The sequence below is a fragment of the Nonomuraea sp. NPDC049400 genome (assembly GCF_044466425.1).
In the GTDB taxonomy this organism is placed as follows: domain Bacteria; phylum Actinomycetota; class Actinomycetes; order Streptosporangiales; family Streptosporangiaceae; genus Nonomuraea.
Window position 1 is genome coordinate 54,861 of sequence record NZ_JBITMP010000023.1, and the last position, 24,421, is coordinate 79,281.

The following is a 24,421-nucleotide window of genomic DNA, read 5'->3' on the forward strand; positions in this document are numbered from 1 at the left end:
GTGCTGGTGGCGGAGACGTGCTGGTTCGTTCGCGATCGGGTTCGAGCAGGCAAGTCGCCGGCGCCTTGCTGGGCCGGTAGTGGGGCTCGTCTGGCGCTTGGTGTGGGGGAGAGGCGGAGGTGCCACAGCGAGCGGCGGAGGCTCGGCGCCGTGCGCTGTGGGGATGCCGTCGGGATCGTCAGGGTGGGGTAGCCGATGAGCCGGAGACTTGCGCTGGCCGAGGGGGAGAGTGCGCGGACGGCTTGTGCTCGCGTCTTGCTGCGTAATGGTGCGGAAGAGAAGACCGGCGTATGGGTGTCGCCGGGCGTGCTGGCGATGCGGGTTGGCTGGTGTGCGGAGTTGGTGTCCGGCATGACGGCGGCGCTGCTGGCCGAACATTGGAACAGCGTCGATGTCGCATTGCTGGCGAGTGGGGTGGATACAGGCGGGCGGCGCCTGCCGTCAAACGCCTGGATGGCACTGCGCAGACTGGGCTGGACCAGCAGCGCGCCGGAGGGCGTCAGGGTCAACGACCGGATCCTGCGGATGGCCCAGGAACAGGCCGGACGGCAGCTCCGCTCCGCGCATTGGCGGGCGAAGGTGACCGCCGGTGTGCTGGCCACCTGGCCCGGCGACCCACTCAAGCGCACAGCTGAGGAATGGGACGCCGTGCGCGGCGCCGTCCCCGACGGCCGGCACCTGCCTTCCAGCGTCATCAAGTCCCGCACCCGGCAGATCGCCACCTACCTGCGAGCCAACGGCCGGCTGCCGGCCGATGTGTTCGAGCTGGAGGACGTGCCTCGGGTGGTGGGGATGCTGCTGCTGGCCGCCTGCGACCGTCAGCAGGCCACCATCGAGCGTAGCGAGAGCGACCCGCGGCGGGCTGTGCTGCGGCTGCAGCTGCCCACCCGGCCCCTCCCGCGCTCGTACGCGGACTGGACGTGGGTGGCCTGCCCCATCACCCTGCCGCCCACGGTCCTCGCTTCAGCGGTCCTGCACCTGCCCACCCTTCGCCTTGCGGGCGGCCGGGTGCAGGCTGATATGGCCTACACCCACGCCGTTCCCACGACCAGCCCCACCGGTCACACGGTCGCGCTCGGCGTGGACTGGGGCCTGAACACACTGCTCAGCGCGGGTGCGACCCGGCTGCACCCCGACGGGCGGATCAGCGCGCTGGGCTCCGGGGCCCAGTTCCGGGCCGCTGGAGTCCTGGCCAAACAGCACCGGCTGCGCCGCCTGTCCGAGCACCTGCACACCAAGGCCGACCACCACCAGCGGCTCATCGCCACAAACGCGCAGCACGAGCTGACCGGCAAGCACACCGTGCTGCGCGACGAGATCCGGCACGTGTCCAAGCGCCGGTCCAACCTCAACGACGCCCTGGCCTGGGCCGCCGCCCGCTGGGTCGTCGACCAGGCCATCGCCGCCCGGGCTAGCGTGATCTACCTGGAAGACCTGCGCTCGCTGGAAGCTCGGGGTATGGGCCGCACTCTCAACACCCGCCTGTCGCAGCAGGTACGCGGCCGTATCGCCGACCACATCCGGCACCTGGCCGCCGAGGTCGGCATCGCTATGGTCACCGTCCCAGCCAAGAACACCTCCAAGCACTGCCCGCACTGCCTCACTCCGCTGCGGCACCGCAAAGCCCCCGACCAGCCGACGATCCCGGGCTGGAAATGGGCCGCCTGCCCCAACCCCGAATGCGGCTGGCAGGGCGACCGGGACCAGGGAGCCTGGCGCCGCATCGCCGCTCGCGGCCTGACCCACCAATCCAAGACCGTGACAGACCGGGCGAACGGCCAGATGACCATTCCCACGGTGGTGGACAAGCTGGAAGCCACGGCGGTCATCACCCCGTCCGCCATACAGTCTCGCCGTACGGATCGATCCAAGACCGGCCCTACCCGGCGCCGCACCACACGCCCCGCGCCCAGGCGACGCAGGGCACCCTCCCCAGCATGGCTCACCCGCCCTGCTGGCCAGCGTCCGGAGGGACCCGCACCAACGGACCGGCACCGGCTGCCGCGCGCAGCCCACCGGCACCAGAACGGGACAACGATCAGCACACCCACCAGGCAGCACCGGCCGCGCGCCGCGGCGCTGGGCGCAGGATTCCACCTCCACGCCCACGTCACCCCGCCACGGTGGGAAACAATCCCAGCCACTACGCCTGACAGAGGATCGTTAAGCTGATCAGAGACGCTCCAGCAGGAGTCGCCGTGTGTCCGGGCACCACCCCGTCCAGGTACACCAGGCCGCCCACCCGCTCGGGCGCGCGGTCGGCGGCTCCGGCGATCACCATCCCGCCGTAGCTGTGGCCGACCAGGACGGCGTCCGTGATGTTCTCGGCTGCCAGCACCCCGGTCACGTCCTGGATGTGCGTGTCGAGGTTCACCCCGCCGTGGAGCAGGTGGCTGCGCTCGCCGACCCCGGTCAACGTCAGCGGGTACGCCCGGTGCCCGTGACTTCGCAGCCGCTCGGTGAGCTCGTCGAAGCACCAGCCGCCATGACACATACCGGGGATCAGGACAAATGTCGCCACAGCGCGGATACTAGCAGAGATCGAACCGGTCGGTACTATGTACGCCGCACGGCTGACGGTGGTCGTTGCACCCGACCGGTCAGTGGGCGAGGGCGCGGGCCAGGGCGTGCAGGGTCTCCGGAGGCGTACCGGGTGGCGGGGAGACGCGGAGCACTGGTTCGCGTAGGTCAAGCGGGGCCCTGGCCGGCGGCACGACGCTGACCAGCAGGGACGCCTCGGCGGCACGGGCGGCGGCGGCCTCCGCCGTGTCACCGGGCGGGGGCCTGAGCGTTACGAGGGCGGACGGCTCGTCGAGCGGTTCGGCCACCCGCCACCCGCCCGCCCCGTCGAGCACGCCGCGCGCCGTACGACCGAGGTCGGCCAGATGCGCGTGAACGGCGGGCGGGCCCAGTGCGTGCTGCTCGAGCACGGCCTCGCCGAGCCCGACCTGGGCCGCGACCGCCGCCTCCGCGCTCTCGTACCGCACCGCGCCAGGCACCGGCACCGGGTCATCGGCCGGTGCAGTCCAGAGGTGGCCGCGGAGGGTCGGGACCGCGGCGTCCATGGCCGGGGTGAGGCCGGGGACGATCAGGAAGCCGACGCCGCGCGGGCCGGCGAGCCACTTGCGGGAGGTGCCCACGTACGCGGTCGCGCCGGCCCCGCGTACCTCCACGTGCCCGAGCGACTGGCAGACGTCGAGCACGAGCGGGACCCCCGCCGCGCGGCAGCGCGCCCCGATCTCCTCCACCGGCTGCACGACGCCGCGATGGGAGGCGATGTGCGAGACGATCATCAGGTCGAGCCCCGCTCCCAGCTCCGACGGGTCCAGGCGGCCGTCGCCGTCCACCGGCAGCTCGACCGGTTTCCAGCCGCGCTGGGCGGCCAGGCGGTGCAGCAGCATCAGCGTGCTGCCGTACTCGGTGCGGGCGTAGCCGACGCGACTGCCCGGCGCGAGCCGCCATCCGCCCAGGAGGGCCGCCATCGCCGCCGTGCCGCTCTCCAGGAACGCCACATCCCCCGGATCGGCTCCGACCAGCGCGGCCAGGGCCGACTTCGCCGGGGTGAGGTCGGGTACGGCCGCGTAGCCGCCGCGCTCCCGTTCCAGCCGCAGGTGCGCCACGACCGCGTCGAGCACCCGGTCGCTGGGCACGTTGCAGCCGGCCGCGTCGAGATGCCCGGGCGGCGCCACGCTGCGCGCGCCCCGCCAGGCCTCAGCGACCGAAGCGCGCCGCCCGGCCCCGGCGATCGAAGCGCGCCCGGCCCCGGCGATCGGAGCGTGCCGCCCGGCCCCGGCGATCACGCCTGCGCCAGGATCAGGGTGAAGTCACCTGCCAGATCGGTGTAGCCGCGACGGATCTGGAAACCCGCCGCCACCAGCTCCTGGCGCAGCCCTTCCGGCCGGAACTTGGCGCTGATCTCGGTACGCATCTCCTCCCCTTCTGCGAAGTCCACCACCATCCCGAGGCTCTCGATCCGCACCCGCATGTCACGGCCGGCCCGCAGCCGCATCTCGATCCATTCGTGCCGCTCGTCGTACAGCGCCACGTGCTCGAACGCCTCCGGCTCGAAGTCCGCCCGCAGCTCCCGGTTGATCACCCGCAGCACGTTCCGGTTGAAGGCGGCCGTCACCCCCGCCGCGTCGTCGTACGCGGCCACCAGCCGCTCGGTGTCCTTCACCAGGTCGGCCCCGAGCAGGAATGTGTCCCCGCGCCGGAGCGTGGCCCGCAACTCCTTCATGAACATCCTGCGGGCGGCGGGTTCGAGGTTCCCTATCGTGCCGCCGAGGAAGGCCACCATCCGCCGCCCAGTACGCGGCAGCAGCCCCAGATGGCGCTCGAAGTCGGCGCACACCGCCCGCACCTCCAGCCCGGCGAAGCGCCCGGCCAGCCGCCGCGCCGCCGCCTCGAGGGTGACGGCGTCCACGTCCACCGGCGTGTACGTGCGCAACGTGCCCGCCGCGGCGAGCGCCTCCAGCAGCAGCTCGGTCTTCTCGCTGGTGCCCGACCCCAGCTCCACCAGCGTGTCCGCGTGAGAGGCCGCCGCCAGCTCCGCGGCCCGCGCCCGCAGGATCGCCAGCTCGCGCCGGGTCGGGTAGTACTCGGGCAACCGCGTGATGCGGGAGAACAGGTCGCTGCCCGCGGCGTCGTAGAACCACTTGGGCGGCAACCACTTGGGTGTCGCGGTCAGGCCGGTCCTGACGTCGCGTTCGAGCGTCTGTCGCAGATAGTCACGGTCAAGGTGGTCGATCACATGCACGATGGACTGGCTGACGGCCATGGGGCCTCCTTGGATCACAACGGCTGCAAGCTCACGCGGTCGCGGGTGACGGTCAACAGGCTGCGCTCGGGAACGGCCTGCCAGCCCGGCAGGTCGTCGAGCGGCTCGCTGGCCACGAGCACGCCGTCGTCGTGTTGGCGGTAGAAGAGCGTGTCGCCCCAGACGGTCGCGGCGACCGACGCGCCGTCGCAGGCGAGCAGGTTGAGGCGGGCACCGGGATCCTTCTTCCCGGCGTGGACGACGACCTCGGCCAGCGCCGCGCCCAGGCCCAGCCCGGTGCGCCCGCGCAGGAACACGGCGGCCGCGACCCAGGCGGCGTCGCACGCGCTCTCCGCGCGATCGCCCAGGTCGTCGGCGAGGTCGCGCAGCGCGTCCCTGGTGACGCGCCCGTTGTGGCTGAGCAGCCACCCGCCGTCGGCGAACGGCGCGGTGGCGCTCTCCTCGATCGGCATGCCCGTGGTGGCCGAGCGCACGGCCGCGAGCAGGCAGGTCGAGCGGGCGGCCTGCGCGAGCCCGGACAGGTTGGCGTCGGCCCAGATCGGCACGGTACGGCGGTACCGCACGGGCTCGGCGCTGGCCGGGTCGTACCAGCCCATGCCGTAGCCGTCGGCGTTGATCATGCCATGGCGCTGCCGCCGCGGCGCGTACGACTGTCTGAGCAGGCCGTGCTCGGGCTCGTGGATGAGCCAGGTGAGCGGACGGGCGGCGCCCAGCCAGGCCGCGTGCCTGCACACTCAGACCAGCTCCGAGCGCGCGCACCGGAACCCGGTGAAGATCTGCCGGCGGATCGGGTAGTCCCAGTTCCTGAACGTGGTGCGCACCGCCGCCGGGTCGGCCGCCCACGAGCCGCCGCGCAGCACCCGGTAGTCGTGGCCGAAGAACACCTCGCTGTACTCCTTGTACGGGAAGCTGCGGAATCCGGGGTAGGGCTGGAACCAGGAATCGGTCCACTCCCAGACGTCTCCCACCATCTGCTCGGCCCCATACGCGCTGGCCCCGGCCGGATAGGCGCCCAGCGGCGCGGGGTGGGCGGCGCGGTGGCCGAGGTTCGCCCGGTCGGGGCTCGGGTCGTCCTCGCCCCACGGATACCGGCGTGCCCGTCGGGCCTCCGGGTCCCAGCCGCAGGCCTTCTCCCACTCGGCCTCGGTGGGCAGCCGCTTGCCCGCCCAGCGGGCGTAGGCATCGGCTTCGTACCAGCTCACATGCTGGACCGGCTCGTCCATCGGGACGGGCTCGGTCCGGCCGAAGCGGGTGCGCCACCAGGTGTCACCGTCCCTGACCCAGAACAGGGGGGCGAAGACGCCGTAGCGCTGCCGCCACAACCAGCCCTCCGCGCTCCACCAGCGCGGATCCTCGTAGCCGCCGTCCTCGATGAACGCCGCGTAGGCGCGGTTGCCGACGGGGAGCCGGTCGATCCAGTAGGCGGCGAGTTCGACCTGGTGGGCGGGGCGTTCGTTGTCGTAGGCCCAGGGCAACGTGTCGGTGCCCATGGAGAACGGGCCCGCGGGCACGTACACCTCCTCTGGGCCGCTGCGCCGGCCCGGCGGCAGCTCCCCCTCGCGCACCAGGCCCGGCTGCCCGGACAGCTGCAGCGTGGCCAGCATGGTCTCGTCATGCTGGTGCTCGTGCTGGATCACCAGGCCGAACACGAAACCGTCGCGGTGCAGCGGGGCCGGTCCGTCCAGGTCGATCGCGTCGAGGACGTCGAGCACGCGCCCGCGTACGCCCTCGAGGTAGCGGCGGGCCTCGGCCGGGCCCAGGAGCGGCAGGGTGGGGCGGTCTTTTCGCGGGTGTTTGAACGCGTCGTAGATGTCGTCGATCTCGGGGCGGAGCGGGTCGATGCCCCCGGCCTCGCGCAGCACCCAGAGCTCCTCGTAGTTGCCCACGTGCGCGAGATCCCACACCAGCGGCGACATCAGGGGCGAGTGCTGGCGCACCAGCAGGTCGTCGTCCGCCGCCGTGTAGGCGAGTGACCGGTCGCGCACGGCGAGGAGCTCGGCCGCGATGCGTTCCTTGAAGTCGTTCATTCCCGTCCTTCCCCGTTGAGCCAGGCCGGGACGCGCCGTCCCGGCACCGCATCCATCAGGTCGGCCGCCGGTGAGCGGCCCGTGGTCACGTGCCGGTCGGCGAACGCCGCCACCTCGCCGACCAGGCCGGGGCCCGCGCCCAGGCGGGGCAGCGCCTCCAGGGCGGCGCGGAAACACGCCTCGGCGGCCCGGCTCAGGCGCGGATCGGCCAGCCCGCACCGCGCCGCCGTCTCCCACCACATCCGGTACGGCTCCGCGGCGGCGAGCGCGGCGTCGGCGGCCCGGTCGTCGGTGACGAGGGCGTGGGTCACGGCCGCGCACACCGGCCAGGCCGCCGGGTGCTGGGCGTCGAGGTAGCGGATCTCCAGCCAGCCCCGGGGCCGCACCGGGGGGAAGAGCGTCGTGGCGTGGTAGGCCAGGTCGTCGGCGGTGGGCCGGCGCGCGCCTCCGCCGTTCAGCCAGTCGCGGAACGTCGAGCCGTCGCGGACCGGGCGGCAGTGCTCCTCGCCCTCGCGTACCAGCATGAGCCGGGCGTCCAGCAGGTAGTCGGCCCAGTCGGCGGCGGGGTCGCCCGAGGCGGGCACGGGCGCGGTGCGGGTGCGGTCGAGGTGTTCCCACACGGCCTGTCGGCCCGACATCCAGCCGCACGGACGGCCGCCGCTCAGCGGCGAGTTGGCGAAGGCCGCCAGCAGCACGGGGCCGAGCGCGTGCGCCCGCTCCCAGCGCGCCGCCGGCCGCTCCCCCAGGTCCAGGTTGACCTGGACGGACGCGGTCGAGCACATCATCAGCGGCCCGTACGGCTCGCCGAGGAACTCGGCCATGGCCTCATATCGGGGCAGGCGCAGCTGGCGGCGGGCCGGCCGAACCGGGTCGAGGCCCACCCCGGCCAGGACCAGCCCCTCCTCGTGCAGGGCGGCGCGCACGGCGGCCAGGTCCGCGGCCAGGCAGCCGAGCGCGTCCGGCAGGCAGGCCGCCGGACCGGACAGCTCCAGCTGGCCGCCGGGCTCGAACGTCACCCGGCTGCCGCCCGGCAGCGCGGGGACGGCGCGCTCCACCCTGGCCAGCGGTACGTACGCGGCCGGCGCCCTACGGTCGAAGACCAGGAACTCCAGCTCGACGCCCACCCGGTCCGTGGCACCCAGGTCCGGCTGGAAGCAGCGGCGTGCGAAGTCCGCCACCTCGGAGGCGTCCCGCAGCGGCGTGCCCTCGGACGTCAGGCCGATCATCGTCTACCCTTCGCGTGGCGCACGGGTCTACAGACCCGCGAGACGCGCCAGCGTTACAGGTAATTTTTGGGCAATGAACGGCGACCGGGCTCACTGGCCTCGTGACCGCCTGCCTCCGGTCATAAGCGCCGCCGCTCGCGGAAGGCCGACATGAGCCGCGCGCGCACGTCGGCGGGCAGCTCCTCCGGAGGCGGGTCGCCGAGGGCGCCGATGGTCGCGCGGAACTGCTCGAAGTAGCGCTCACACCCCTCGCAGCAGGCCAGATGCGCCCGCACGCCGTCGCGTGCCGGCCGGTCGAGGGCGTCTTCAAGGTAGGCGGTGATAACTTCCGCCAGTTCGTCGCAGGTGAACCGCTTCACGACGTCGACCGCCCTTTTCTCTGGATATGAACCGCTTCACTAATTGTGCCGCCGCATCGGCCGGAAGGGAGCCTGCGAGCTATTCTGGCTGCTTCACCGACTCGAAGTAGTCGGCGAGCCAGCCGCGCACGGCCGTGCGGGCGCGATGCAGCAGCACCCGCTGGTTGGCCGGGGAGATCTCCAGGATCTCGCACACCTCCTCAGAAGTGCACCCCTCCACGTCGCGCAGGGTGATCACGATCCGCTGCCGGGGAGGCAGTCTGGCCAGCCCTTCGGCGATCAGCCCACGCACCTCCGCGGCGAGCGCCTCGCTCTCGGGCGTCGGCCAGGCCGCCGGGGGCTCCTTCCAGCCGCCCGGCAGCACGGCGTCGAGGCCCTTGTCCGTCACGCCGTCCTGCTCGAAGGAGCTCCACGGCAGCGTGCGGCTCTCGCGGGCGTTCCGCTTCTTCGCGGTGTTGACCAGGATGCGATAGATCCACGTCTTGACCGACGAGCGGCTCTCGAAGGCGTCGATCCCGCCGATCACCGCCAGCCACGTGTCCTGGACGACCTCCTCCGCGGAGTGGTCGGTGGACACGTAGGACCTGGCCACCCGCAACATGCCCCCGGACCAGGTGTCCAGCAGCGCCGCGAACATCGCCTCGTCTCCGGCTCGCAGGGCCGTGACGACGACGTCGTCCGGGGGCAGCCCACCGCCCGCGAAAGACCCCACGATCGCCCCCTCCGGTCGAACGCTGAGACATCCATGACGTCGAGGCCGGACCTCGGCCCCTGCGCCTGGGACTAACCCGCCCCACGCTAATCATTCCCACTGACGTTCTTCCGTCCCGGCGGTGTCCTCGCGTTGAAAACACCGCCTGGAAAAACGCGGCCGACGGGGGGCCGGTCTCGCGATCGTGCAGTCCAGGGCAGGCCGAGTAAGCGCGGCGGCCACCGAGACGGCGTGTGGCGATGCCGATGAGCCGTGCGGGCGCCGGCCCCCGAATGCGGCGTGCCCCCGGCTCCCCGGGACGGGCCGGGGACACGCCGTGTCCGGGGGTGTCTCAGGCCGCGCACACTCCTGACAACGTGTAGCACGTCGGTCGCGGGGGCCGCAGCCCGTCCGAGAAGCCGCAGGGAACGCTGAGCGCGGGGTTGCCGGTGGCGTCGAACGGTGCGGTGTTGTGCATGTTGCCCAGCGCGCGGGCGACGATGGCCAGGCCCACGTGGTCGATGCCGAGGATCACAGGCGCTCCAGTCGGACGTCCTCCGGCCGCCGCTCCCCTGCCGCGGGCCGGCGGCGCCGGTTGAGCCGCAGGTACAGCAGGGCCGCTCCGGTCACCGCCACCGGCCACAGCAGGTAGACGCCGGACATGAGCAGCAGCGCCACCACCGCGATGAGCGCCGGCATCGCCGCGGCCCGCCCCTTGCTGCGCCGGGGCAGGAGCTTGATCGCCGCGGCGACCCCGTACGCGTACACCGCGACGAACGAACCGGTGGTGAGCAGCACCAGCGGCTCGGGCCCCACCCCGACCGCGACGACCACGGCCAGCGCGGCGAACGAGAGTGCCGAGTTGACGGCCAGGCTGCGCCGCGGCACCTCGCCCGCCACGCTTCCCCGGGCGAGCACGCCGGGCAGCGCCCCGTCCCGGCCGAGTGCGGCGCCGAGCTTGGCGGCGCCGGCGTAATAGGCGTTCATGGCGCCCAGCGTCAGCAACAGCGCGGCCCCGGCGGCCAGCCAGCGGGCGCCGCCGCCCAGCCCGCGAGCCATCAGCTCGCCCAACGGCGCGTCCGTCGTCGCCGCGCCGGCCCCCAGGACGGTGAGGGTGGCGAAGGCCACCAGCAGATAGAGCACGCCGACGATGGTCACCGCGGCCCCGGTCGCCCTCGGCACGTCGCGCCGCGGGTGGCGGAACTCGGCGACGAGATGCGTGATCGCCTCCCAGCCCGCGAAACTCCACACCAGCAGCGCCGCCGCCGATCCGATCGCGCCCCAGCCGTGCGGGGCGAACGGCCGCAGGTTGTCCAGGTCGGCGTGCGGCAAGGACAGCGCGACCGACACGAGCAGCAGCGCGACGAGCAGACCCGCCAGCGCGAACTGCAGCCTGCTGCTCGCCTGCACGCCGAAGGCGTTGGCCGCCGTGACCACGGCCATCAGCACGAACGCCGTGACGGTGGTGGTCGTCGTCCCGCCGCCGAGCGCGGCCGAGACATAGGCGCCGCCGAACAGCGCCGCCGCGGCGGCGCCCGGGGGCACGGCGAAATAGAAGCACCAGCCGACGATCGCCGCCGCACGCCCGCCGAAGGCCAGGCGGGCGTAGGTGGACACGCCGCCCGCGTCTGGGTAGCGGGCGCCGAGCGCGGCGAAGGTTCCGGCCAGCGGCACCGACAACAGGACCAGCGCCAGCCACGCCAGCAACGAGGCCGGTCCGGCGGCGTCGGCGGCCAGCGCGGGCAGCGCGATCACACCGGTGCCCAGCACCGCGCCCACGTACATCGCGGTGCCGTGGCGGAGCGTCATGCTCCCCGTCTTGGTCACGTCACTCATGCCGATCAGCATCAGGGGCACGGCGCGTCAGGGCCATCGGCAGAAACGACATTATGCGTTAAATTCCAGCCATGGGCAGACATGTGATCGGCCTCGCGGTCACCGACGGCACCCCCGTGCTGGAGCTGGCCGTGCCGTGCGAGGTCTTCGGCATCGACCGGAGCGACCTGGTCGATCCCTGGTACGAGCTACGGCTGTGCGCCGCCCAGCCCGGTCCGCTGCGCACCACCGCCGGCCTGACGATCGACACCGCGTACGGACTGGACGACCTGGTCCTGGCCGACACCGTCGTGGTGGGCGCCGTCGCCCGCGCCGTCCAGCTCGATCCTCCGTCCGAGCTGGTGGACGCGGTGCGCACCGCCCACAGCGCGGGCAGGCGCATCATGTCGATCTGCTCAGGCGCGTACGTGCTGGCCGCCGCCGGGCTGCTGGACGGCCGGCGCGCCACCACGCACTGGATGAACGGCTCCGACTTCGCCCACCGCTTCCCCCAGATCGACTACGACCCCGTACCGCTCTACATCGACCACGGCGACGTCATCACGTCGGCCGGCACGGGGTCGGCCATCGACGCCTGCCTGCATCTGGTGCGCCAGGACCATGGCGCGGCGGTCGCCAACGAAATCGCCCGCCGCATGGTGGTGCCACCGCATCGGGAAGGTGGCCAGGCGCAGTACACCCGGCCGGTCCTCCAGTCCGGCAAGAACGGCTCCCTGACCCCGGTGCTGGAGTGGGCCCGCAGCCATCTGCACGAGCCGCTGACCGTTCCGCGGCTCGCCCAGGTGGCGCACTTGAGCGAGCGCACCTTCGCCCGGCGCTTCCGCGACACCCTGGGCATCACCCCTCTCCAGTGGCTGCTCCAGCAGCGGGTACGGCTGGCGCAGGAGCTCCTGGAGACCACGGACGAGTCCATCGAGGACATCGCCCGCCAGGCCGGCTTCGCGACCGCCGCGACGTTCCGTTACCACTTCGGCCGGGTCGCCGGCGTCCCCCCGCAGACCTACCGTCAGATCTTCCGTTACCGCGCGGATAAACCCGAGCACGGAGCGGCCAAAAGTCGCAGGAACATATCCGTTTGATTACCGGGATTTGCGTCTCGAGAACGCGTTAATGGCCGACCGAAATCGGCGGACGAAAGCCGCCGGCTTCTTATCCTCCTGGCCTCGCACCCGGCACCGGTCCGCGACGCAATGGACGGCGCGCACGGCTTCGGCATCGAGGACGTCAAGGTCGGCGAATTGGGCTGCGACTTCTTCGCGAGCGGCACCATGTGGATGCCGAGCCCGCCGACCTCGCGGACCGACGTGACTCCGGCGTCCAGCGCCGCCCGCAGCCGGCCGCATTGGCGGCACGCCTCCTGCCGCCGAGGCGTGAGCCGGACCCGAGCGGCCGGCCACGCCGGTCAGGAAGCGCCGAGCACGTCGATCAGCTGCTTGGCGAATTCCTCGGGTGCGTCGGTGAAACCGCTGTGCGCGCCCGGGAACTCGACCAGCTCGATCCCGAGCCGCTCAGCCATCACGGCGGCGGGCCGGTACGGCAGATGCCCCCTGCTCTCCCGCCCGGCCGCGAGGACCAGCCGGTCGGAGACCCGGCCAAGAGCGGCCAGGTCAGGCACATGGGAGGTGAACTGCCGCAACTCGTGCTCCATCATGATCGGAGCGTTGCGCATCAGCCGGGCCATCATCTCGGCGGCCCGAGGCGGCAACGAAGCCGGGTCCGGCATGGCCTTCATGGTGCCGCCTACGCCCTCCATGAACCGAGCTGACGCGGCTGCGAGCCCCTGCGTACGCATGAGCTGATACACCTCCTCGACCATGGCCGACTGCGCAGAGGCGTCGGGCAGCAGGGCGAAGCACGGCGGCTCATGGGCGATCAGGCGACGCACCCGGGAAGGATGCCGGGCGAGCAGGTCAAGACCGACGATGGCGCCGCTGCTGCCGCCGAAGACGTAGGCGGGCCGGTCCGGGCTCACCACGCCGAGCAACCGGAAGGCGTCGTCGCTCTGCACGTCGACCCGCTGATCCACGGGGACCGGGCTGTCGAGACGGCTGCGCGAGTACCCGCGCGGGTCGAGGGTGACGAGCGTGAAGTGCTCGGCGAGCGGCCCGGCCACCACGTCGAAGACGGCCGCGTCACCGCCGCCGCCCGGCAGCATGAGGAGCACCGGCCCGCTGCCGCTGACCTCGTAATAGAGGCGGGCACCGGGTACGGACAGCACAGTCATGATCTTCCTCCATTGCGCACAGCGGAAGCAGGCGCCTCCAGCTACCTAGAGAGCCTAGCTTATAGCCTAATCTTCCTAGGTTTCTCCCAGCGAATGGATCGTGCGCAGGTGGTGTGGAGGTAGCCGACCCCCGCGGCGAGCAGCGACGCGCCCCAGACCAGGAAGACCGGATAGGTCGCGGAGAACCCCCAGCTGCCGTCGAGGATCTCGGCGCCGCCGCCCGGCGCGCACGTACGGGTGACGCCGAAAGCCAGGCAGTTCGTCATCATCGCCCCGTACTGGCCGACCAGCAGGCCGACCAGCACCGGCGGGGCGACGGCGATGACACGCGGCACTCGCCGGCCTCCTGCCAACGGCACCCACGCCGGCACCACCTGCCCCCACCGGCTGATCAACCCCAGCGTGAGCCCGGCCCCCGCGACCGGCCCCGCCACGAGCAGCCCCCAGAACACCGCCGACCCGCCCAAACCCGCCAAGCCGGCACCGGACTCCATCGCCACCCCCAACGGCACCCCAAGCCCCCAGAACAGGTGCGGAACCGCGAAACCCAGCACCGGCACGCCCGCCGCCGCCCAGGTCACAGCTCTGGCCCAGGGCGCAGGCCGGACCGTCCCGTCGCCCCGGCGCTCAAGCCGGCGCGGGCGGCTGCGCTCGCCATAGCGAACGGTGACCAGGGCGAGCAGCAGCCCGAGCACCGACAGCAGGACCTGCCGGACGAGCGCGGGGTCGTGCAGCTTGCCGAACACCAGCCGCATGACCAGATTGCCGGGCGCCACCAGCACAAGCGCGGCCGCTCCCGTCCACCCCGCGACCAGCAGCACGGGCCGTGCACGTGATCTCATGCCGGCCCACGGTAATGAGGAGGTCCTTCGGCGGCTTCCCTCCCGAAGGGGAAGGGACTCCCCCGTGCAGGTGAGACGCCCGGTCGAGGCCATCCACAGCCCAGGTACGGCACCCCGTTCGGCGAGGCCGCTGCCGATGGTGATGACCCTGCTGCCGTCGCGCATGTGGCGAGCGGCCCCAGCTCGGCGGCGCGCGTCCAGGGGGACGCGCGGATCGCTTGTACACGTGAACGTGGCCGAAGGCGTTGATCGCCTTCGGCCACAGGGGTGGTTAGTTCACTTGAAGCGGCGTAGCCGCAGGCTGTTGCTCACCACGAAGACGCTGGAGAACGCCATCGCGGCTCCGGCGATCATCGGGTTGAGCAGGCCGAGCGCGGCCAGCGGGAGGGCGGCCACGTTGTAGGCGAACGCCCAGAACAGGTTGCCCTTGATCGTGGACAGCGTGCGGCGGGACAGCCGGAGCGCGTCGGCGGCCACCCGCAGGTCGCCGCGGACCAGGGTGAGGTCGGAGGCCTCGATGGCGGCGTCGGTGCCGGTGCCCATCGCCAGCCCCAGGTCGGCCTGGGCCAGTGCGGCGGCGTCGTTGACCCCGTCGCCCACCATGGCCACCACCTTGCCCTCGGCCTGCAGCTTCTTCACCGCATCGACCTTGTCGGCGGGCAGCACCTCGGCGATCACCTCATCGATGCCCACCTCGGCCGCCACGGTCCTGGCCACGGCCTCGTTGTCGCCGGTCAGCAGCACCGGGGTCAGGCCCAGCGCCCGCAGGTCGGCGATCGCCTGCCGGCTGGTCGGCTTGACCACATCGGCCACCACCAGCACCGCACGCGCCTGGCCGTCCCAGCCGACCGCCACCGCGGTGCGGCCCGCCGCCTGTTCCTCGGCCAGCTTGCGTTCGAGGTCGGCGGGCAGGTGCTGAGACCATTCGGCCAGCAGCCGGGGCCGGCCGACCAGCACCGCGTGGCCGTCCACGATGCCCTGTACGCCGAGTCCTTCCACGTTGGCGAAGTCCTCGACGGTCGCATCGGAGCCGGCTTCGCGGGCGATGGCCTGAGCGATCGGGTGCTCGGAAGCGTGCTCCAACGCGCCCGCCAGCCTGAGCACCTCCTCGCGGCTCTCGCCCTCGGCCAGGTGCACGGCGACCAGCGTCATCTTGCCCTCGGTCACCGTGCCGGTCTTGTCCAGCACGATCGTGTCCACCGTACGGGTCGACTCCAGCACCTCCGGACCCTTGATTAAGATGCCCAGCTGAGCGCCCCGCCCGGTGCCGACCAGCAACGCCGTGGGCGTGGCCAGTCCCAGCGCGCACGGGCACGCGATGATCAGCACCGCCACCGCCGCAGTGAACGCCGCCGCCGCACCGTTGCCGGTGCCGAGCCAGAACCCGAGCGTGGCGACGGCCAGTGCGATCACGATCGGCACGAAGATGCCGGAGATGCGGTCAGCCAGCCGCTGCACAGCCGCCTTGCCGGTCTGCGCCTCTTCCACCAGCTTGGCCATCTGGGCGAGCTGGGTGTCGGCGCCGACCCGCGTGGCACGGACGATCAGGCGGCCGCCCGCGTTCACGGTGGCCCCCGTGACCGCGTCGCCGGGGCGGACCTCCACAGGGACGGACTCGCCGGTCAGCATCGAGGCGTCCACCGCGGATGAGCCCTCAAGGATCACACCATCGGTGGCGATCTTCTCTCCCGGCCGCACGACGAAGGTGTCGCCGACCTTGAGCTGGTCGGTGGGTATGCGGCGGCCGTCGGCCAGCTCCACGTCCTTGGCGCCCAGCTCGAGCAACGCCCGCAACGCCGCGCCCGCGCGCCGCTTGGAGCGGGCCTCGAAGTAGCGCCCGGCCAGGATGAACGCGGTCACCGCCGCCGCGGTCTCGAGGTAGATGTTGCCCGAGCCGTCGGTTCGCTCGATGGCGAAGGCGAACGGGTGCGTCATCCCGGGCGTGCCCGCGGTGCCGAAGAACAGCGCCCACAGTGACCAGCCGAAGGCGGCCAGCGTGCCGACCGAGATGAGGGTGTCCATCGTGGCCGCGCCGTGCCGCAGGTTGGTCCAGGCCGCCTTGTGGAACGGCCACCCCGCGTACACCACCACCGGCGCCGCCAGCACCAGCGACAACCACTGCCAGTTCGTGAACTGCAACGCCGGGACCATCGCCATCGCCACCACCGGCACGCTCAACACGACCGCGGTGACCAACCGCTCGCGCAGCGGCCTCAGCTCGTCCGCCGGCTCCTCGTCGGCTTCGGTTGCGGGCGGGGCGGGCAGCGCGGCGGTGTAACCCGCCTTCTCCACCTCGGCGATCAACTGCTGCGCATCCACGCTCTCGGGGAAGGTGACCTTCGCCTTCTCCGTCGCGTAGTTGACGGTCGCGCTCACGCCCTCGAGCTTGTTGAGCTTGCGCTCGATCCGGTTCGCGCAGGACGCGCACGTCATACCGCCAATGGCAAGCTCGACGGATCTGTCCTCAGTCAGGGAAGACATCACCCCTCCTTTCCCGATCAGTGCGTGTGGTCATCGTGGGACGCGCCGGTGCCCGGCTCGGCCGTCGGCTTGGGCTGTCCGGCCCCGGCGCGGGCGGTGAAGTCCGCGGTGCGGACCTTGCCGTCGTGCTTGAAGTCCAGGAACAAACGGTAGTCACCGGCGCTGGGAGCCTCCGCGTAGAAGGTGATCTCCGGCCCGGCCTTGCCGCTGTCTTCCGGATGCACATGAAGATAAGCCAGGTCACCTGCCCGCAACGCCACCAGATGTCCGTACGCTCCCAGATACGGCTGCAGGTCCGTGACCGGTTCGCCGTCCTTGCTCACGCTCAGCGTGAGTTTGGCGGCCTGGCCAGGCACCAGATCACCGTCCAGCGAGACCTGGTAACCGTCGACCTCGGCCGTCCGGGCCACCTCGGGCAGGGGGTCCGGCTTGTAGTCGCCCGCGACCAGCAGGTCCGCGCCGAGGGTCAGGCCACTCCCACCGGTAGGGGCGAAGTCGGCGAAGGCGCGGTAGGCGCCGGGGTCGTCCAGCGTCAGCTTCACCGACCAGACGCCGCCGGAGGTCATGTCCGGGTGCAGATGCTGGAACGTCCCGAGGTCCCGCGAGACCACGATGAAGTGCAGCTTCTTGTCATGCTGGACCTGGTAGCCGGTCACCGGCCGGCCGTCCGGCCCCGTCACGGTGAACCGGAAGTCGGTGGCCTCGCCGGCCTTGATGGTGGTCAACGGGTTGAGGGTGTAGCCGTCCTGGGACACTTGGAGCCCCCCGGGGGTATCGTCTTGCGCTGTTGCGGTGGTCTGCTCATGGCCGCCGCAGCTGTCCGCGGCGGGAGTCGAATGGGTGGTCCCGTGTTCCGGCTTGGCCGGTGCCGGACCGACGTCTCCCACCGCGCTCCCGACGCCCAGGGCGCCGCCGAAGACGACGGCCAGCCCCAGCACGTAAACACCCAGCTTGGTCGCCGCGTTCATGCCGGATTCACCACCTCATAGCCCGCTTCCTCCACGGCCGTCACGATCTGCGCCGCCGCCACCGGACTGTCGCTCTCGACCGTCAGCAGCCCGCTGGCCAGATCCACCTCCACCGAGGTGACACCGGCGACCTCGCCGACCTCCTCCTTCACCGAGCTCACGCAGTGGCCGCAGGTCATGCCCTTGACGGTGTAGGTAGCAGTAGCCATGTCGATCAACCCTTCCTCGATGGTCATGTCAGGAACGCACGAGCCGTGCGATCGCGTCGGAAGCCTCTTTCACCTTCGCCTGCGCCTCCGGCCCGCCCTGAGCGGCGGCGTCGGCCACACAGTGCGCCAGTTGATCCTCCAGCAGAGAGATCGCGACCGACTGCAGGGCACTGGTGGCCGCCGACACCTGCGTCAGGATGTCGATGCAGTACTTGTCGTCCTCGACCATCCGCTGCAACCCGCGCACCTGACCCTCGATCCGGCGCAGCCGGCGCAGCTGGTCCTGCTTGTTGTCGCTGCAGCCAACCATGGCTCCCCCTTCCGACTCCTTCAACGTACCATACCCCCCTACCGTATTCCAAAGATCAGGCGAGAATCGCGGCACTTTGACGGCACACATCGGCTCAGGGGCACAGATGACACGTGTGCGCATCTGCCTGCAGGCGGATGGCCGAGGTCTGCCCGGCGGCGTATCGCGTATGCGTGACAAGGATGAGGCGGGCGCGAGACGGGGGCCGTAACGTCGTGTCATGCCCCGGCGCTTTCTGGAATGGTGGAACCGTCATCAGCGCTTGGCCGACGCGCTCCTCGCCACGGTCGCCTGCGTGTACCTGCTGATAGAAGTGCCCTATCACGAGCAGACGATCGCGGACCTCGACCGCGTCCCCCTCTCGTTCTGGGGCGATCTGCTGGCGTATGCGAGCCTGGCGTGGCGGCGCAGAAACACGGTGGCGGTCCTGGCCCTGGTGTGGGCGCTGTGGCTGCTGAGCGGGCGCTGGGACATCTGGACGGAGTGGAACGCCTCCTGGGCGGAGTTGAGCACACCGACGGCGCTGATGTTCATGTCCTACACCGCGGGACGGTGGAGCTCTTCCCGCTGGGCCGGGCTGTTCATCATCGCGACGCTGCTGCCCGTGGCACCGGTCACCGTCCAGCAGGTCTTCGGACCGGACACGCTGCCGTTCCCCTTGCCCGCCGTGCCCACTCCCCTGCTGGTGACCTCCTTCGTGCTGTGCACCGGCGCGTGGGGGCTGGGCAGGTTGCGCCGTTCGGAATCCGAGGCGATCACCCGTGGCGAGGAGAGCCGCGTCCAGGCCGTTCTGGCGGAGGAACGCATACGCATCGCGCGTGAGCTGCACGACATCGTGGCGCACAACGTCAGCGCCATGGTGATCCACTCGGACGGTGCCGCCGCCGCGCTGCTCGACCAGGACGTGGACGAGGCGGGCCAGGCCGTTGACGCCATCGGGGCGTCCGGCAGGGCCACGCTGCGGGAGCTGCGGCTGCTGCTGGGCCTCTTGCGGGACGCGCCCATGGCGCCGCAGCCGAGCATCGATGCGATCAAGGATCTGGCCGAACGGCTGCCGATGGAGGTACGGTTACACGTCAGTGGCCAGGTCCGCGAGGCCCCGCCGGCCTTGGGTCTGGCCGCCTACCGGATCGTGCAAGAAGCTCTGACCAACACGCTCAAGCATGCCGGAAAGGGTGCCAAGGCCGACGTGTCACTGCGCTACGCCGACGACGGGCTGCACATCCAGATCACCGATGACGGGGGTGGGAGAATTCGCCGCAGAGCCGGCTCCTTAAGCTGGTCGGGTTCCGGCCAAGGGCTGGTCGGCATGCGGGAGCGCGCCGCCATGCTGGGTGGCACGGTGCGGGTCGCTTCGCCGCCACCTAGCGGGTTCCAGGTCGAGGCCACCTTGCCGTGGACCTGATCCGTGTGCTGCTGGCCGACGACCAGCAACTCGTCCGTACCGGGGTGCGGCTGGTGCTCCGCCGTGAGCAGGGGATCGAGGTCGTCGGGGAGGCCGCGGACGGCGAGGAGATCCTGGAGCTGGTGGAGCAGGTGCCCGCCGACGTGGTGGTCATGGACGTACGGATGCCCCGCATGGATGGCATCGAGGCCACCCGGCGCATCTGCGAGCGGGCCGCGCGGCCCCGGGTGCTCGTCCTCACCACCTTCGACCTCGACGAGTACGTCTTCGGCGCGATCAAGGCCGGGGCCAGCGGTTTCCTGCTCAAGGACAGCGGCCCGCGGTTCTTCGCCGAGGCGATCCGGGTGGTGCACGACGGCGAGGTCATCATCGCGCCGTCCACCACCAAGCGGCTCATCTCCCACTTCATGCAGCGCGTGCCGGAGCCGGGCAAGACACCCGACCAGCGGGCCGCCCTACTCAGCCGCCGGGAAAGGGAAGTGCTCGCGGCGATCGCCACAGGGCTATCCAACACCGAGATCGCGGCGCGGATGTACCTGTCGGAGGGGACCGTGCGCACGCATGTGAGCCACATCCTCGCCAAGCTCGGCTTGCGGGACCGGGTGCAGGCCGTCGTCTTCGCCTTCGAGAACGGGCTGGTCGACGCCACCTGACCCCGGCGCCGTATCACGATCACGGATGAACCGCCATACGCGCGACGGCCGACAGCAGGTTCCGCCGCAAGACAGATGTGCCGCGACGTCGCCGACCTGCACTCTCGGATGACAGCACCGTCCGTCAACGGGAACCAGGGAGGCAGCATGAAGCTGAGGACATCCGCGTCGGCATTGCTCGCCGCGGTGAGCTTGAGTCTGGCGGCCGCACCGGCCGTCGCGGCCCCGGCCGCGCACAGCGAGGTCTCGACCCACGCGAGCGCAGCGGCAATGGCCAAGTGGCACACCCAACGGCACGAGGCGCTGGGCCCAGGCAAGAACATGACGGCCGGGTATTGGAAGCGGCCCAAGGGTGTCCGCGTGATGCAGGTCAAGGCCCGCTGCTGGGGCAACGACTCGCAGCTGACGGTCGACCTCAGTTACGTGCGCCGTTACGGCGCCGGCGAGAAGGTCGCCAAGTCCGGCAAGTGGGCCTGCAACGGCAGTTACGGCATCGTCCGCATCCACAACGCCGGGCACGGGACGTACAACGCGCGCTTCCGCCTCAACAAGAAGCACACCGTCGAGTACTGGGTGCAGTACTACAAGTAACCGCTACAAGTCTGTCCCGGCACAGGGTGCTCCCGGCAGGCAGATGAGGCCCCCGCTCAGGCAACCGAGGCGGGCGGGGGCCCCTGCGCGTCGGCGTGGGCGACCAGGGAGGCGGTCGGTGGCTGAGCCTGGGAGCACCTGGAGTCAGACCCGGTCGAGAGGTCGGTGCGGCTCAGCCGGGAGCTCAACCTGGATCACGTCGCCAGGGCGTACGACGCCACCCGTCCTGACGACGCTCATGACGCCGGCCCTGCGAACCAGGTTCCCGGCCGCGTCGCGGCCGACGACCTGCTTGAGCAGACCGTTCTGGAAGGCGTCGATCTGAACGCAAGGGTTACGCAGCCCGGTCAGCTCCACGACGGCCTCGTCGCCGATGCGCAGCAGCGTGCCGACCGGCAGGTCGAGCAGATCGATGCCCTTGGTGGTGACGTTCTCGCCGAGCTCGCCGGGCTTGACCGTGAAACCAGCCTCGCTCACCTCGGCGAAGAGCTCCTCGTGGATGAGGTGCACCTGACGCAGGTTCGGCTGGGTGGGGTCCTGGGCGACTCGGGAGCGGTGCTTGACGGTCACGCCCGCGTGCGCGTCCCCCTCCACCCCGAGCCCGGCCAGCAGGGTGATGCTCTCCCGGGCCGGCTTGCTGAAGGAGTGCTCGCCGCTGCTGCTGACCGCCACGACAGTCCCGCTCATCCCCATTGCCCCCTTTGCGGATTTTGACTATTCGGAAGCAGACTAGCTGTACTGGCCGCGGGCGGTCGGACGTGCAGGGGGCCGCCTGCCTCGGCGTGGCGGCGGCCCCCTCCCTACTCCTGGCCCTCTTCCGGCAGGCCGTTGTCGAACTGCTTCGGCTGCACGGGCCTCTGCGGCTTGCCCCGCTCGGCCTTCGCCAGGGCGGCGGCGTCGGGGTAGTCGGTGACGAAGGCGTCCACGCCCAGGTCGAGGTGCGCACGGTACTCCGCCAGCGCGTCACCGTGGTCGGTCGGGGCCTGGCCGCGGCGCAGCTGCAGGGGCAGGTACTGGTTCTCGCTGCGGAAGGTGTACACGCCGATCTTCAGGCCCGCCTTGTGCGCGTCCGACACCAGCGTCGTCGGGGTGCCCCAGCTCCCGTCCGGGTTGATCGGGATCGCCGAGGACTTGTCCGGCCCGATCCACTGCGCGTACTCCGCGATCTTGGCCAGCCCCTCGGGCTTCATCATGTCCGCGTAGGTCGTCGGGTCTCCGGCCGCGGTCAGGTCGTACGGCCGGCCGGTGGTGCCCAGTGCCTGCCACAGCGGCACGCGCAGGTCCTTGGCCACCCGCTTCAGGCTGGACGGCTCGAACGACTGCACCACCACCGGGCTGCCCGGCCGGTTGAGGCCGTTGCGCTTGACGGTCTCGATCAGCGGCTCCTCCAGCGGCAGCCCGATCGACCTGAAGTACGTCGGGTGCTTGGTCTCGGGGAAGACGCCGACCTGCCTGCCGTACTGGCGCGAGAGCCGCTTGGCCAGGTCGAGCACTTCCTGGAAGGTGAGCACCTGGTAGTAGCCGTTGTAGACGGTGTTGCGCTGGCGGATCGCGGGCAGCCGCTCGACCGCCCGCAGCGTCTTCAGCTCGGCCAGCGTGAAGTCCTCGGTGAACCACCCGGTCACGTTGCGCCCGTCGACGACCTTGGTGGTCTTGCGCGCGGCGAACTCGGGGTGCAGCGACACGTCGGTGGTGCCGGAGATCTCGTTCTCGTGCCTGACGACCAGCACGTGATCCTTGGTCGGCACCAGGTCGGGCTCGATCCAGTCGGCACCCATGGCCACGGCCAGCTCGTAGCCGCCCTGGGTGTGCTCGGGGCGGTGGCCCGCCGAGCCGCGGTGGCCGATGACGACGACCTGGGACCGGTCGTGCGCGGGCTCGGCCGCGGCCGGAGCCGCACCGGCTCCGGCGAGGGGGGCGAGGACGGCGAGGGTGGTGGCTGCGATCTTTCGCACGTGGGACTCCCTGCGGCATCTGTGCCGGAGACTCTCACCGGCGATCACCGCGGCATTATGGTAAGGACCGAAATATGACTATGGGCCAATAACGGCGGAATTTCCGGTGACGAGCGCGGTCCCTCCACCACCCGGCTCATCGCGGCTGGATGCGATCGAGCCGTCGCCGCTGATCGCCGCTCAGCCGCAGGCTCGCCGCGGCGACGTTCTCCTCCAGGTGGTCGATCGTGGCGGTGCCCGGGATCGGCAGCACGACCGGGGAGCGGTCGAGCAGCCACGCGAGCGAGACTTGCGCCGCGGTGGCGCCGAGTTCGGCCGCCACGGCGGCGATCTCGGCCGTCGCCTCCGACACCGCGGGGTGGACGGGCCGCCAGGGCAGGAAGGCGATCCCCGCCGCGGCACAGGCGTCGAGCACGGCCTCGTGGTGGCGATCGAGCAGGTTGTAGCGGTTCTGCACGCTCGCGACGTCGATGATCTGCCGCGCCTCCTCGAGCTCGGCGACGGTGACCTCGGACAGTCCGAGGTGGCCGATCTTGCCCTCGATCTGGAGCTCGCGCAGCGTTCCCAGCTGGTCGGCGAGCGGCACCGTCGGGTCGATGCGATGCAACTGGAGCAGCTCGAGCCGTTCGACCCGAAGCCGGCGCAGGCCCTGCTCGACCTGATCCCGCAGGAAGTCCGGCCGTCCGCAGATCGCCGCATCGTGCGGCGGGCTCGGCGGCGCGACCCCGACCTTCGTCGCGATGAGCAGATCGTCCGGATAGGGGTACAGCGCCTCGGCGAGGAGCTCCTCGTTGGCGCCCCACCCGTACAGGTGCGCGGTGTCGATCAGCGTCACTCCCAGCTCGACGGCGCGTCGCGCCACCGCGATGGAGGCTTCCCGGGCCGGTCCGGGTCCGGTCGGCAGCTGCATGGCCCCGAACCCGAGCCGCCGCACGCTGCGCTCGCCCCCGATGCGGAATGTGCTCGATGTCATGTGTCGGTTTCGCCTCTCATGCGGTCAGCTGTTGACGACGCGGAGTGTGCCCAGGTGGCGCCCGGCCAGGCGATCGAGCGCGGCCGACGACGCCTCGTCCGCCGGAAGGTAGGCGATCAGGCGCTGGTCGTCGGCGAGTTCGAGGGCCTCGTACGCGAGGCGCAGGTCCCCGGCCTCCGGATGCGCCCAGCGCTGGACACCGGCCCGCTCGGGGATGCCCGGCGTCGTGAGCCGCTCGCTGAAGGGCCCGCCGGCCGTGATGGTGAGCTCGTCGACGAGAGCCGCCACGTGCGGGTCGGCGAGACCGGCCGCGCCCTTGAGGATGGCGACCTGCTGGGTCGCGACGGCGTCCCAGTCGGGGTAGAGGTCGCGGGCGCGCGGGTCGGTGAACACGAACCGCGCGAAGCTGGGCTCGGCCGCGTCCAGGAGGCCGGTGGGCCGGGCCAGGCGCTCGAAGCCCGTGGTGTACGCGAGCACCTGCGTCATCCGGTTGATCAGCACCGCCGGGGCGGGTTCCAGCTTGTCGAGCAGCGCCCGTACCGTCGGCCGGATGGACACGACCGGCGGCTGCGCCGAACGGCAGTCGAACGAGCTGCCGCCTTCCGTCGCCTTCGCCAAGATCCTGAGGTGGAAACGCTCATCGGTGGACATCCGCAGGGCGTCGGCGAGCGCGCCGAGCACCTGCGGGGACGGATGCCGGTCGCGGCCCTGCTCCAGCCGTGCGAGGTACTCGACGCTGATCCCCGCGAGCGTGGCCAACTCGGCGCGGCGCAGCCCGGGGGTGCGCCGCCGGAACCCGGCGGGAAGCCCTACATCGGCGGGACTGATGGCCTCCCGGCGGCTCCGCAGGAACGCGCCCAACTCGTTGTCGCTCACACCCGGCAACCTACCGAC

The 24,421-nt window shown here is 71.4% G+C and carries 25 protein-coding genes; 5 read left to right on the top strand and 20 right to left on the bottom strand.

Features of this window, described 5'->3' with window-relative positions; all coding sequences use genetic code 11:
* Window positions 1–195 precede the first annotated feature (195 nt).
* On the top strand, window positions 196–2,172 hold the full coding sequence (locus ACIBVN_RS32020) for a zinc ribbon domain-containing protein (protein ID WP_397142743.1): 1,977 nt from the start codon (window positions 196–198) through the stop codon (window positions 2,170–2,172).
* Here the strand turns inward: ACIBVN_RS32020 and ACIBVN_RS32025 are convergent.
* The 10 genes from ACIBVN_RS32025 to ACIBVN_RS32070 form a co-directional block, all read right to left on the bottom strand.
* Window positions 2,144–2,521 carry an alpha/beta fold hydrolase gene (locus ACIBVN_RS32025; RefSeq protein ID WP_397142745.1) on the bottom strand — a complete coding sequence of 126 codons (378 nt, stop codon included), beginning with the start codon at window positions 2,519–2,521 and terminating at the stop codon, window positions 2,144–2,146. The two genes, ACIBVN_RS32020 and ACIBVN_RS32025, sit on opposite strands and share 29 nt — an antisense overlap.
* A 79-nt stretch (window positions 2,522–2,600) precedes the next feature.
* Complete coding sequence (egtE, locus tag ACIBVN_RS32030) at window positions 2,601–3,800, bottom strand: ergothioneine biosynthesis PLP-dependent enzyme EgtE (protein WP_397142747.1); 1,200 nt, start codon at window positions 3,798–3,800, stop codon at window positions 2,601–2,603.
* Window positions 3,797–4,777: an L-histidine N(alpha)-methyltransferase gene (gene egtD / locus ACIBVN_RS32035; RefSeq protein WP_397142749.1), complete on the bottom strand. Its 981-nt coding sequence runs from the start codon at window positions 4,775–4,777 to the stop codon at window positions 3,797–3,799. Before egtD ends, egtE begins: the two co-directional genes overlap by 4 nt.
* 14 nt (window positions 4,778–4,791) lie before the next feature.
* Window positions 4,792–5,511 carry an ergothioneine biosynthesis protein EgtC gene (gene egtC, locus ACIBVN_RS32040; RefSeq protein WP_397142751.1) on the bottom strand — a complete coding sequence of 240 codons (720 nt, stop codon included), beginning with the start codon at window positions 5,509–5,511 and terminating at the stop codon, window positions 4,792–4,794.
* Complete coding sequence (gene egtB / locus ACIBVN_RS32045; RefSeq protein WP_397142753.1) at window positions 5,512–6,804, bottom strand: ergothioneine biosynthesis protein EgtB; 1,293 nt, start codon at window positions 6,802–6,804, stop codon at window positions 5,512–5,514. It lies immediately after the preceding gene.
* Window positions 6,801–8,030, bottom strand: a complete 1,230-nt coding sequence (gene egtA / locus ACIBVN_RS32050) for an ergothioneine biosynthesis glutamate--cysteine ligase EgtA (protein ID WP_397142755.1) — start codon at window positions 8,028–8,030, stop codon at window positions 6,801–6,803. Before egtA ends, egtB begins: the two co-directional genes overlap by 4 nt.
* 119 nt (window positions 8,031–8,149) lie before the next feature.
* The gene (locus ACIBVN_RS32055) at window positions 8,150–8,389 is read right to left on the bottom strand and encodes an anti-sigma factor family protein (protein ID WP_397142757.1); all 240 of its coding nucleotides are present in this window, start codon (window positions 8,387–8,389) and stop codon (window positions 8,150–8,152) included.
* A 79-nt stretch (window positions 8,390–8,468) separates the two neighbouring features.
* Complete coding sequence (locus tag ACIBVN_RS32060) at window positions 8,469–9,101, bottom strand: RNA polymerase sigma factor (protein ID WP_397142759.1); 633 nt, start codon at window positions 9,099–9,101, stop codon at window positions 8,469–8,471.
* A gap of 331 nt (window positions 9,102–9,432) precedes the next feature.
* On the bottom strand, window positions 9,433–9,615 hold the full coding sequence (locus tag ACIBVN_RS32065; protein ID WP_397142761.1) for a hypothetical protein: 183 nt from the start codon (window positions 9,613–9,615) through the stop codon (window positions 9,433–9,435).
* A complete protein-coding gene (locus ACIBVN_RS32070; protein WP_397142763.1) occupies window positions 9,612–10,916 on the bottom strand; it encodes an APC family permease in 1,305 nt (434 codons plus the stop codon). The genes ACIBVN_RS32065 and ACIBVN_RS32070 overlap by 4 nt, the downstream gene beginning before the upstream one ends.
* A 71-nt stretch (window positions 10,917–10,987) precedes the next feature.
* Between ACIBVN_RS32070 and ACIBVN_RS32075 the strand changes: the two genes are divergently transcribed.
* Window positions 10,988–11,995 carry a GlxA family transcriptional regulator gene (locus tag ACIBVN_RS32075; RefSeq protein WP_397142765.1) on the top strand — a complete coding sequence of 336 codons (1,008 nt, stop codon included), beginning with the start codon at window positions 10,988–10,990 and terminating at the stop codon, window positions 11,993–11,995.
* A 323-nt stretch (window positions 11,996–12,318) separates the two neighbouring features.
* Here ACIBVN_RS32075 and ACIBVN_RS32080 read toward each other — a convergent pair whose 3' ends face one another.
* The 6 genes from ACIBVN_RS32080 to ACIBVN_RS32105 form a co-directional block, all read right to left on the bottom strand.
* The gene (locus ACIBVN_RS32080; RefSeq protein ID WP_397142767.1) at window positions 12,319–13,140 is read right to left on the bottom strand and encodes an alpha/beta fold hydrolase; all 822 of its coding nucleotides are present in this window, start codon (window positions 13,138–13,140) and stop codon (window positions 12,319–12,321) included.
* A 59-nt stretch (window positions 13,141–13,199) separates the two neighbouring features.
* Window positions 13,200–13,982 (bottom strand): hypothetical protein, encoded by a 783-nt coding sequence (locus tag ACIBVN_RS32085; protein WP_397142769.1) that lies wholly within the window; start codon window positions 13,980–13,982, stop codon window positions 13,200–13,202.
* Window positions 13,983–14,258: 276 nt separating this feature from the next.
* Window positions 14,259–16,463: a heavy metal translocating P-type ATPase gene (locus tag ACIBVN_RS32090; RefSeq protein WP_397142771.1), complete on the bottom strand. Its 2,205-nt coding sequence runs from the start codon at window positions 16,461–16,463 to the stop codon at window positions 14,259–14,261.
* Window positions 16,464–16,480: 17 nt separating this feature from the next.
* Window positions 16,481–17,431 carry a hypothetical protein gene (locus ACIBVN_RS32095; protein ID WP_397142773.1) on the bottom strand — a complete coding sequence of 317 codons (951 nt, stop codon included), beginning with the start codon at window positions 17,429–17,431 and terminating at the stop codon, window positions 16,481–16,483.
* Entirely contained in the window at window positions 17,428–17,640 is a 213-nt protein-coding gene (locus tag ACIBVN_RS32100; protein WP_397142948.1) for a heavy-metal-associated domain-containing protein, read from the bottom strand. The genes ACIBVN_RS32095 and ACIBVN_RS32100 overlap by 4 nt, the downstream gene beginning before the upstream one ends.
* 28 nt (window positions 17,641–17,668) lie before the next feature.
* Window positions 17,669–17,950 (bottom strand): metal-sensitive transcriptional regulator, encoded by a 282-nt coding sequence (locus ACIBVN_RS32105; RefSeq protein ID WP_397142949.1) that lies wholly within the window; start codon window positions 17,948–17,950, stop codon window positions 17,669–17,671.
* Window positions 17,951–18,170: 220 nt separating this feature from the next.
* Between ACIBVN_RS32105 and ACIBVN_RS32110 the strand changes: the two genes are divergently transcribed.
* From ACIBVN_RS32110 to ACIBVN_RS32120, 3 genes are all read left to right on the top strand, one after another.
* Window positions 18,171–19,355, top strand: a complete 1,185-nt coding sequence (locus ACIBVN_RS32110; protein WP_397142775.1) for a sensor histidine kinase — start codon at window positions 18,171–18,173, stop codon at window positions 19,353–19,355.
* Complete coding sequence (locus tag ACIBVN_RS32115) at window positions 19,346–20,008, top strand: response regulator (protein ID WP_397142777.1); 663 nt, start codon at window positions 19,346–19,348, stop codon at window positions 20,006–20,008. The genes ACIBVN_RS32110 and ACIBVN_RS32115 overlap by 10 nt, the downstream gene beginning before the upstream one ends.
* Window positions 20,009–20,155: 147 nt before the next feature.
* Entirely contained in the window at window positions 20,156–20,599 is a 444-nt protein-coding gene (locus ACIBVN_RS32120) for a hypothetical protein (protein WP_397142779.1), read from the top strand.
* 144 nt (window positions 20,600–20,743) lie between these two features.
* Here ACIBVN_RS32120 and ACIBVN_RS32125 read toward each other — a convergent pair whose 3' ends face one another.
* The 4 genes from ACIBVN_RS32125 to ACIBVN_RS32140 all read right to left on the bottom strand — a co-directional run bounded on the left by ACIBVN_RS32125 (window position 20,744) and on the right by ACIBVN_RS32140 (window position 24,403).
* Window positions 20,744–21,286 carry an MOSC domain-containing protein gene (locus ACIBVN_RS32125; RefSeq protein ID WP_397142781.1) on the bottom strand — a complete coding sequence of 181 codons (543 nt, stop codon included), beginning with the start codon at window positions 21,284–21,286 and terminating at the stop codon, window positions 20,744–20,746.
* Between the two features lie 113 nt (window positions 21,287–21,399).
* Window positions 21,400–22,554, bottom strand: coding sequence for a glycerophosphodiester phosphodiesterase (locus ACIBVN_RS32130; protein ID WP_397142783.1), 1,155 nt, complete (start codon window positions 22,552–22,554; stop codon window positions 21,400–21,402).
* Between the two features lie 136 nt (window positions 22,555–22,690).
* On the bottom strand, window positions 22,691–23,527 hold the full coding sequence (locus tag ACIBVN_RS32135) for an aldo/keto reductase (protein WP_397142785.1): 837 nt from the start codon (window positions 23,525–23,527) through the stop codon (window positions 22,691–22,693).
* Between the two features lie 24 nt (window positions 23,528–23,551).
* Entirely contained in the window at window positions 23,552–24,403 is an 852-nt protein-coding gene (locus tag ACIBVN_RS32140) for a helix-turn-helix domain-containing protein (protein WP_397142787.1), read from the bottom strand.
* Window positions 24,404–24,421 lie beyond the last annotated feature (18 nt).

Excerpts from the sequence above, each read along its gene's own strand:
- ACIBVN_RS32020 (WP_397142743.1), top strand. The coding sequence starts at position 196 with ATGAGCCGGAGACTTGCGCTGGCCGAGGGGGAGAGTGCGCGGACGGCT.
- egtD (WP_397142749.1), bottom strand. The coding sequence starts at position 4,777 with ATGGCCGTCAGCCAGTCCATCGTGCATGTGATCGACCACCTTGACCGT.
- egtB (WP_397142753.1), bottom strand. The coding sequence starts at position 6,804 with ATGAACGACTTCAAGGAACGCATCGCGGCCGAGCTCCTCGCCGTGCGC.
- egtA (WP_397142755.1), bottom strand. The coding sequence starts at position 8,030 with ATGATCGGCCTGACGTCCGAGGGCACGCCGCTGCGGGACGCCTCCGAG.
- ACIBVN_RS32070 (WP_397142763.1), bottom strand. The coding sequence starts at position 10,916 with ATGAGTGACGTGACCAAGACGGGGAGCATGACGCTCCGCCACGGCACC.
- ACIBVN_RS32075 (WP_397142765.1), top strand. The coding sequence starts at position 10,988 with ATGGGCAGACATGTGATCGGCCTCGCGGTCACCGACGGCACCCCCGTG.
- ACIBVN_RS32080 (WP_397142767.1), bottom strand. The coding sequence starts at position 13,140 with ATGACTGTGCTGTCCGTACCCGGTGCCCGCCTCTATTACGAGGTCAGC.
- ACIBVN_RS32085 (WP_397142769.1), bottom strand. The coding sequence starts at position 13,982 with ATGAGATCACGTGCACGGCCCGTGCTGCTGGTCGCGGGGTGGACGGGA.
- ACIBVN_RS32090 (WP_397142771.1), bottom strand. The coding sequence starts at position 16,463 with ATGTCTTCCCTGACTGAGGACAGATCCGTCGAGCTTGCCATTGGCGGT.
- ACIBVN_RS32095 (WP_397142773.1), bottom strand. The coding sequence starts at position 17,431 with ATGAACGCGGCGACCAAGCTGGGTGTTTACGTGCTGGGGCTGGCCGTC.
- ACIBVN_RS32100 (WP_397142948.1), bottom strand. The coding sequence starts at position 17,640 with ATGGCTACTGCTACCTACACCGTCAAGGGCATGACCTGCGGCCACTGC.
- ACIBVN_RS32105 (WP_397142949.1), bottom strand. The coding sequence starts at position 17,950 with ATGGTTGGCTGCAGCGACAACAAGCAGGACCAGCTGCGCCGGCTGCGC.
- ACIBVN_RS32110 (WP_397142775.1), top strand. The coding sequence starts at position 18,171 with ATGCCCCGGCGCTTTCTGGAATGGTGGAACCGTCATCAGCGCTTGGCC.
- ACIBVN_RS32120 (WP_397142779.1), top strand. The coding sequence starts at position 20,156 with ATGAAGCTGAGGACATCCGCGTCGGCATTGCTCGCCGCGGTGAGCTTG.
- ACIBVN_RS32125 (WP_397142781.1), bottom strand. The coding sequence starts at position 21,286 with ATGAGCGGGACTGTCGTGGCGGTCAGCAGCAGCGGCGAGCACTCCTTC.
- ACIBVN_RS32135 (WP_397142785.1), bottom strand. The coding sequence starts at position 23,527 with ATGACATCGAGCACATTCCGCATCGGGGGCGAGCGCAGCGTGCGGCGG.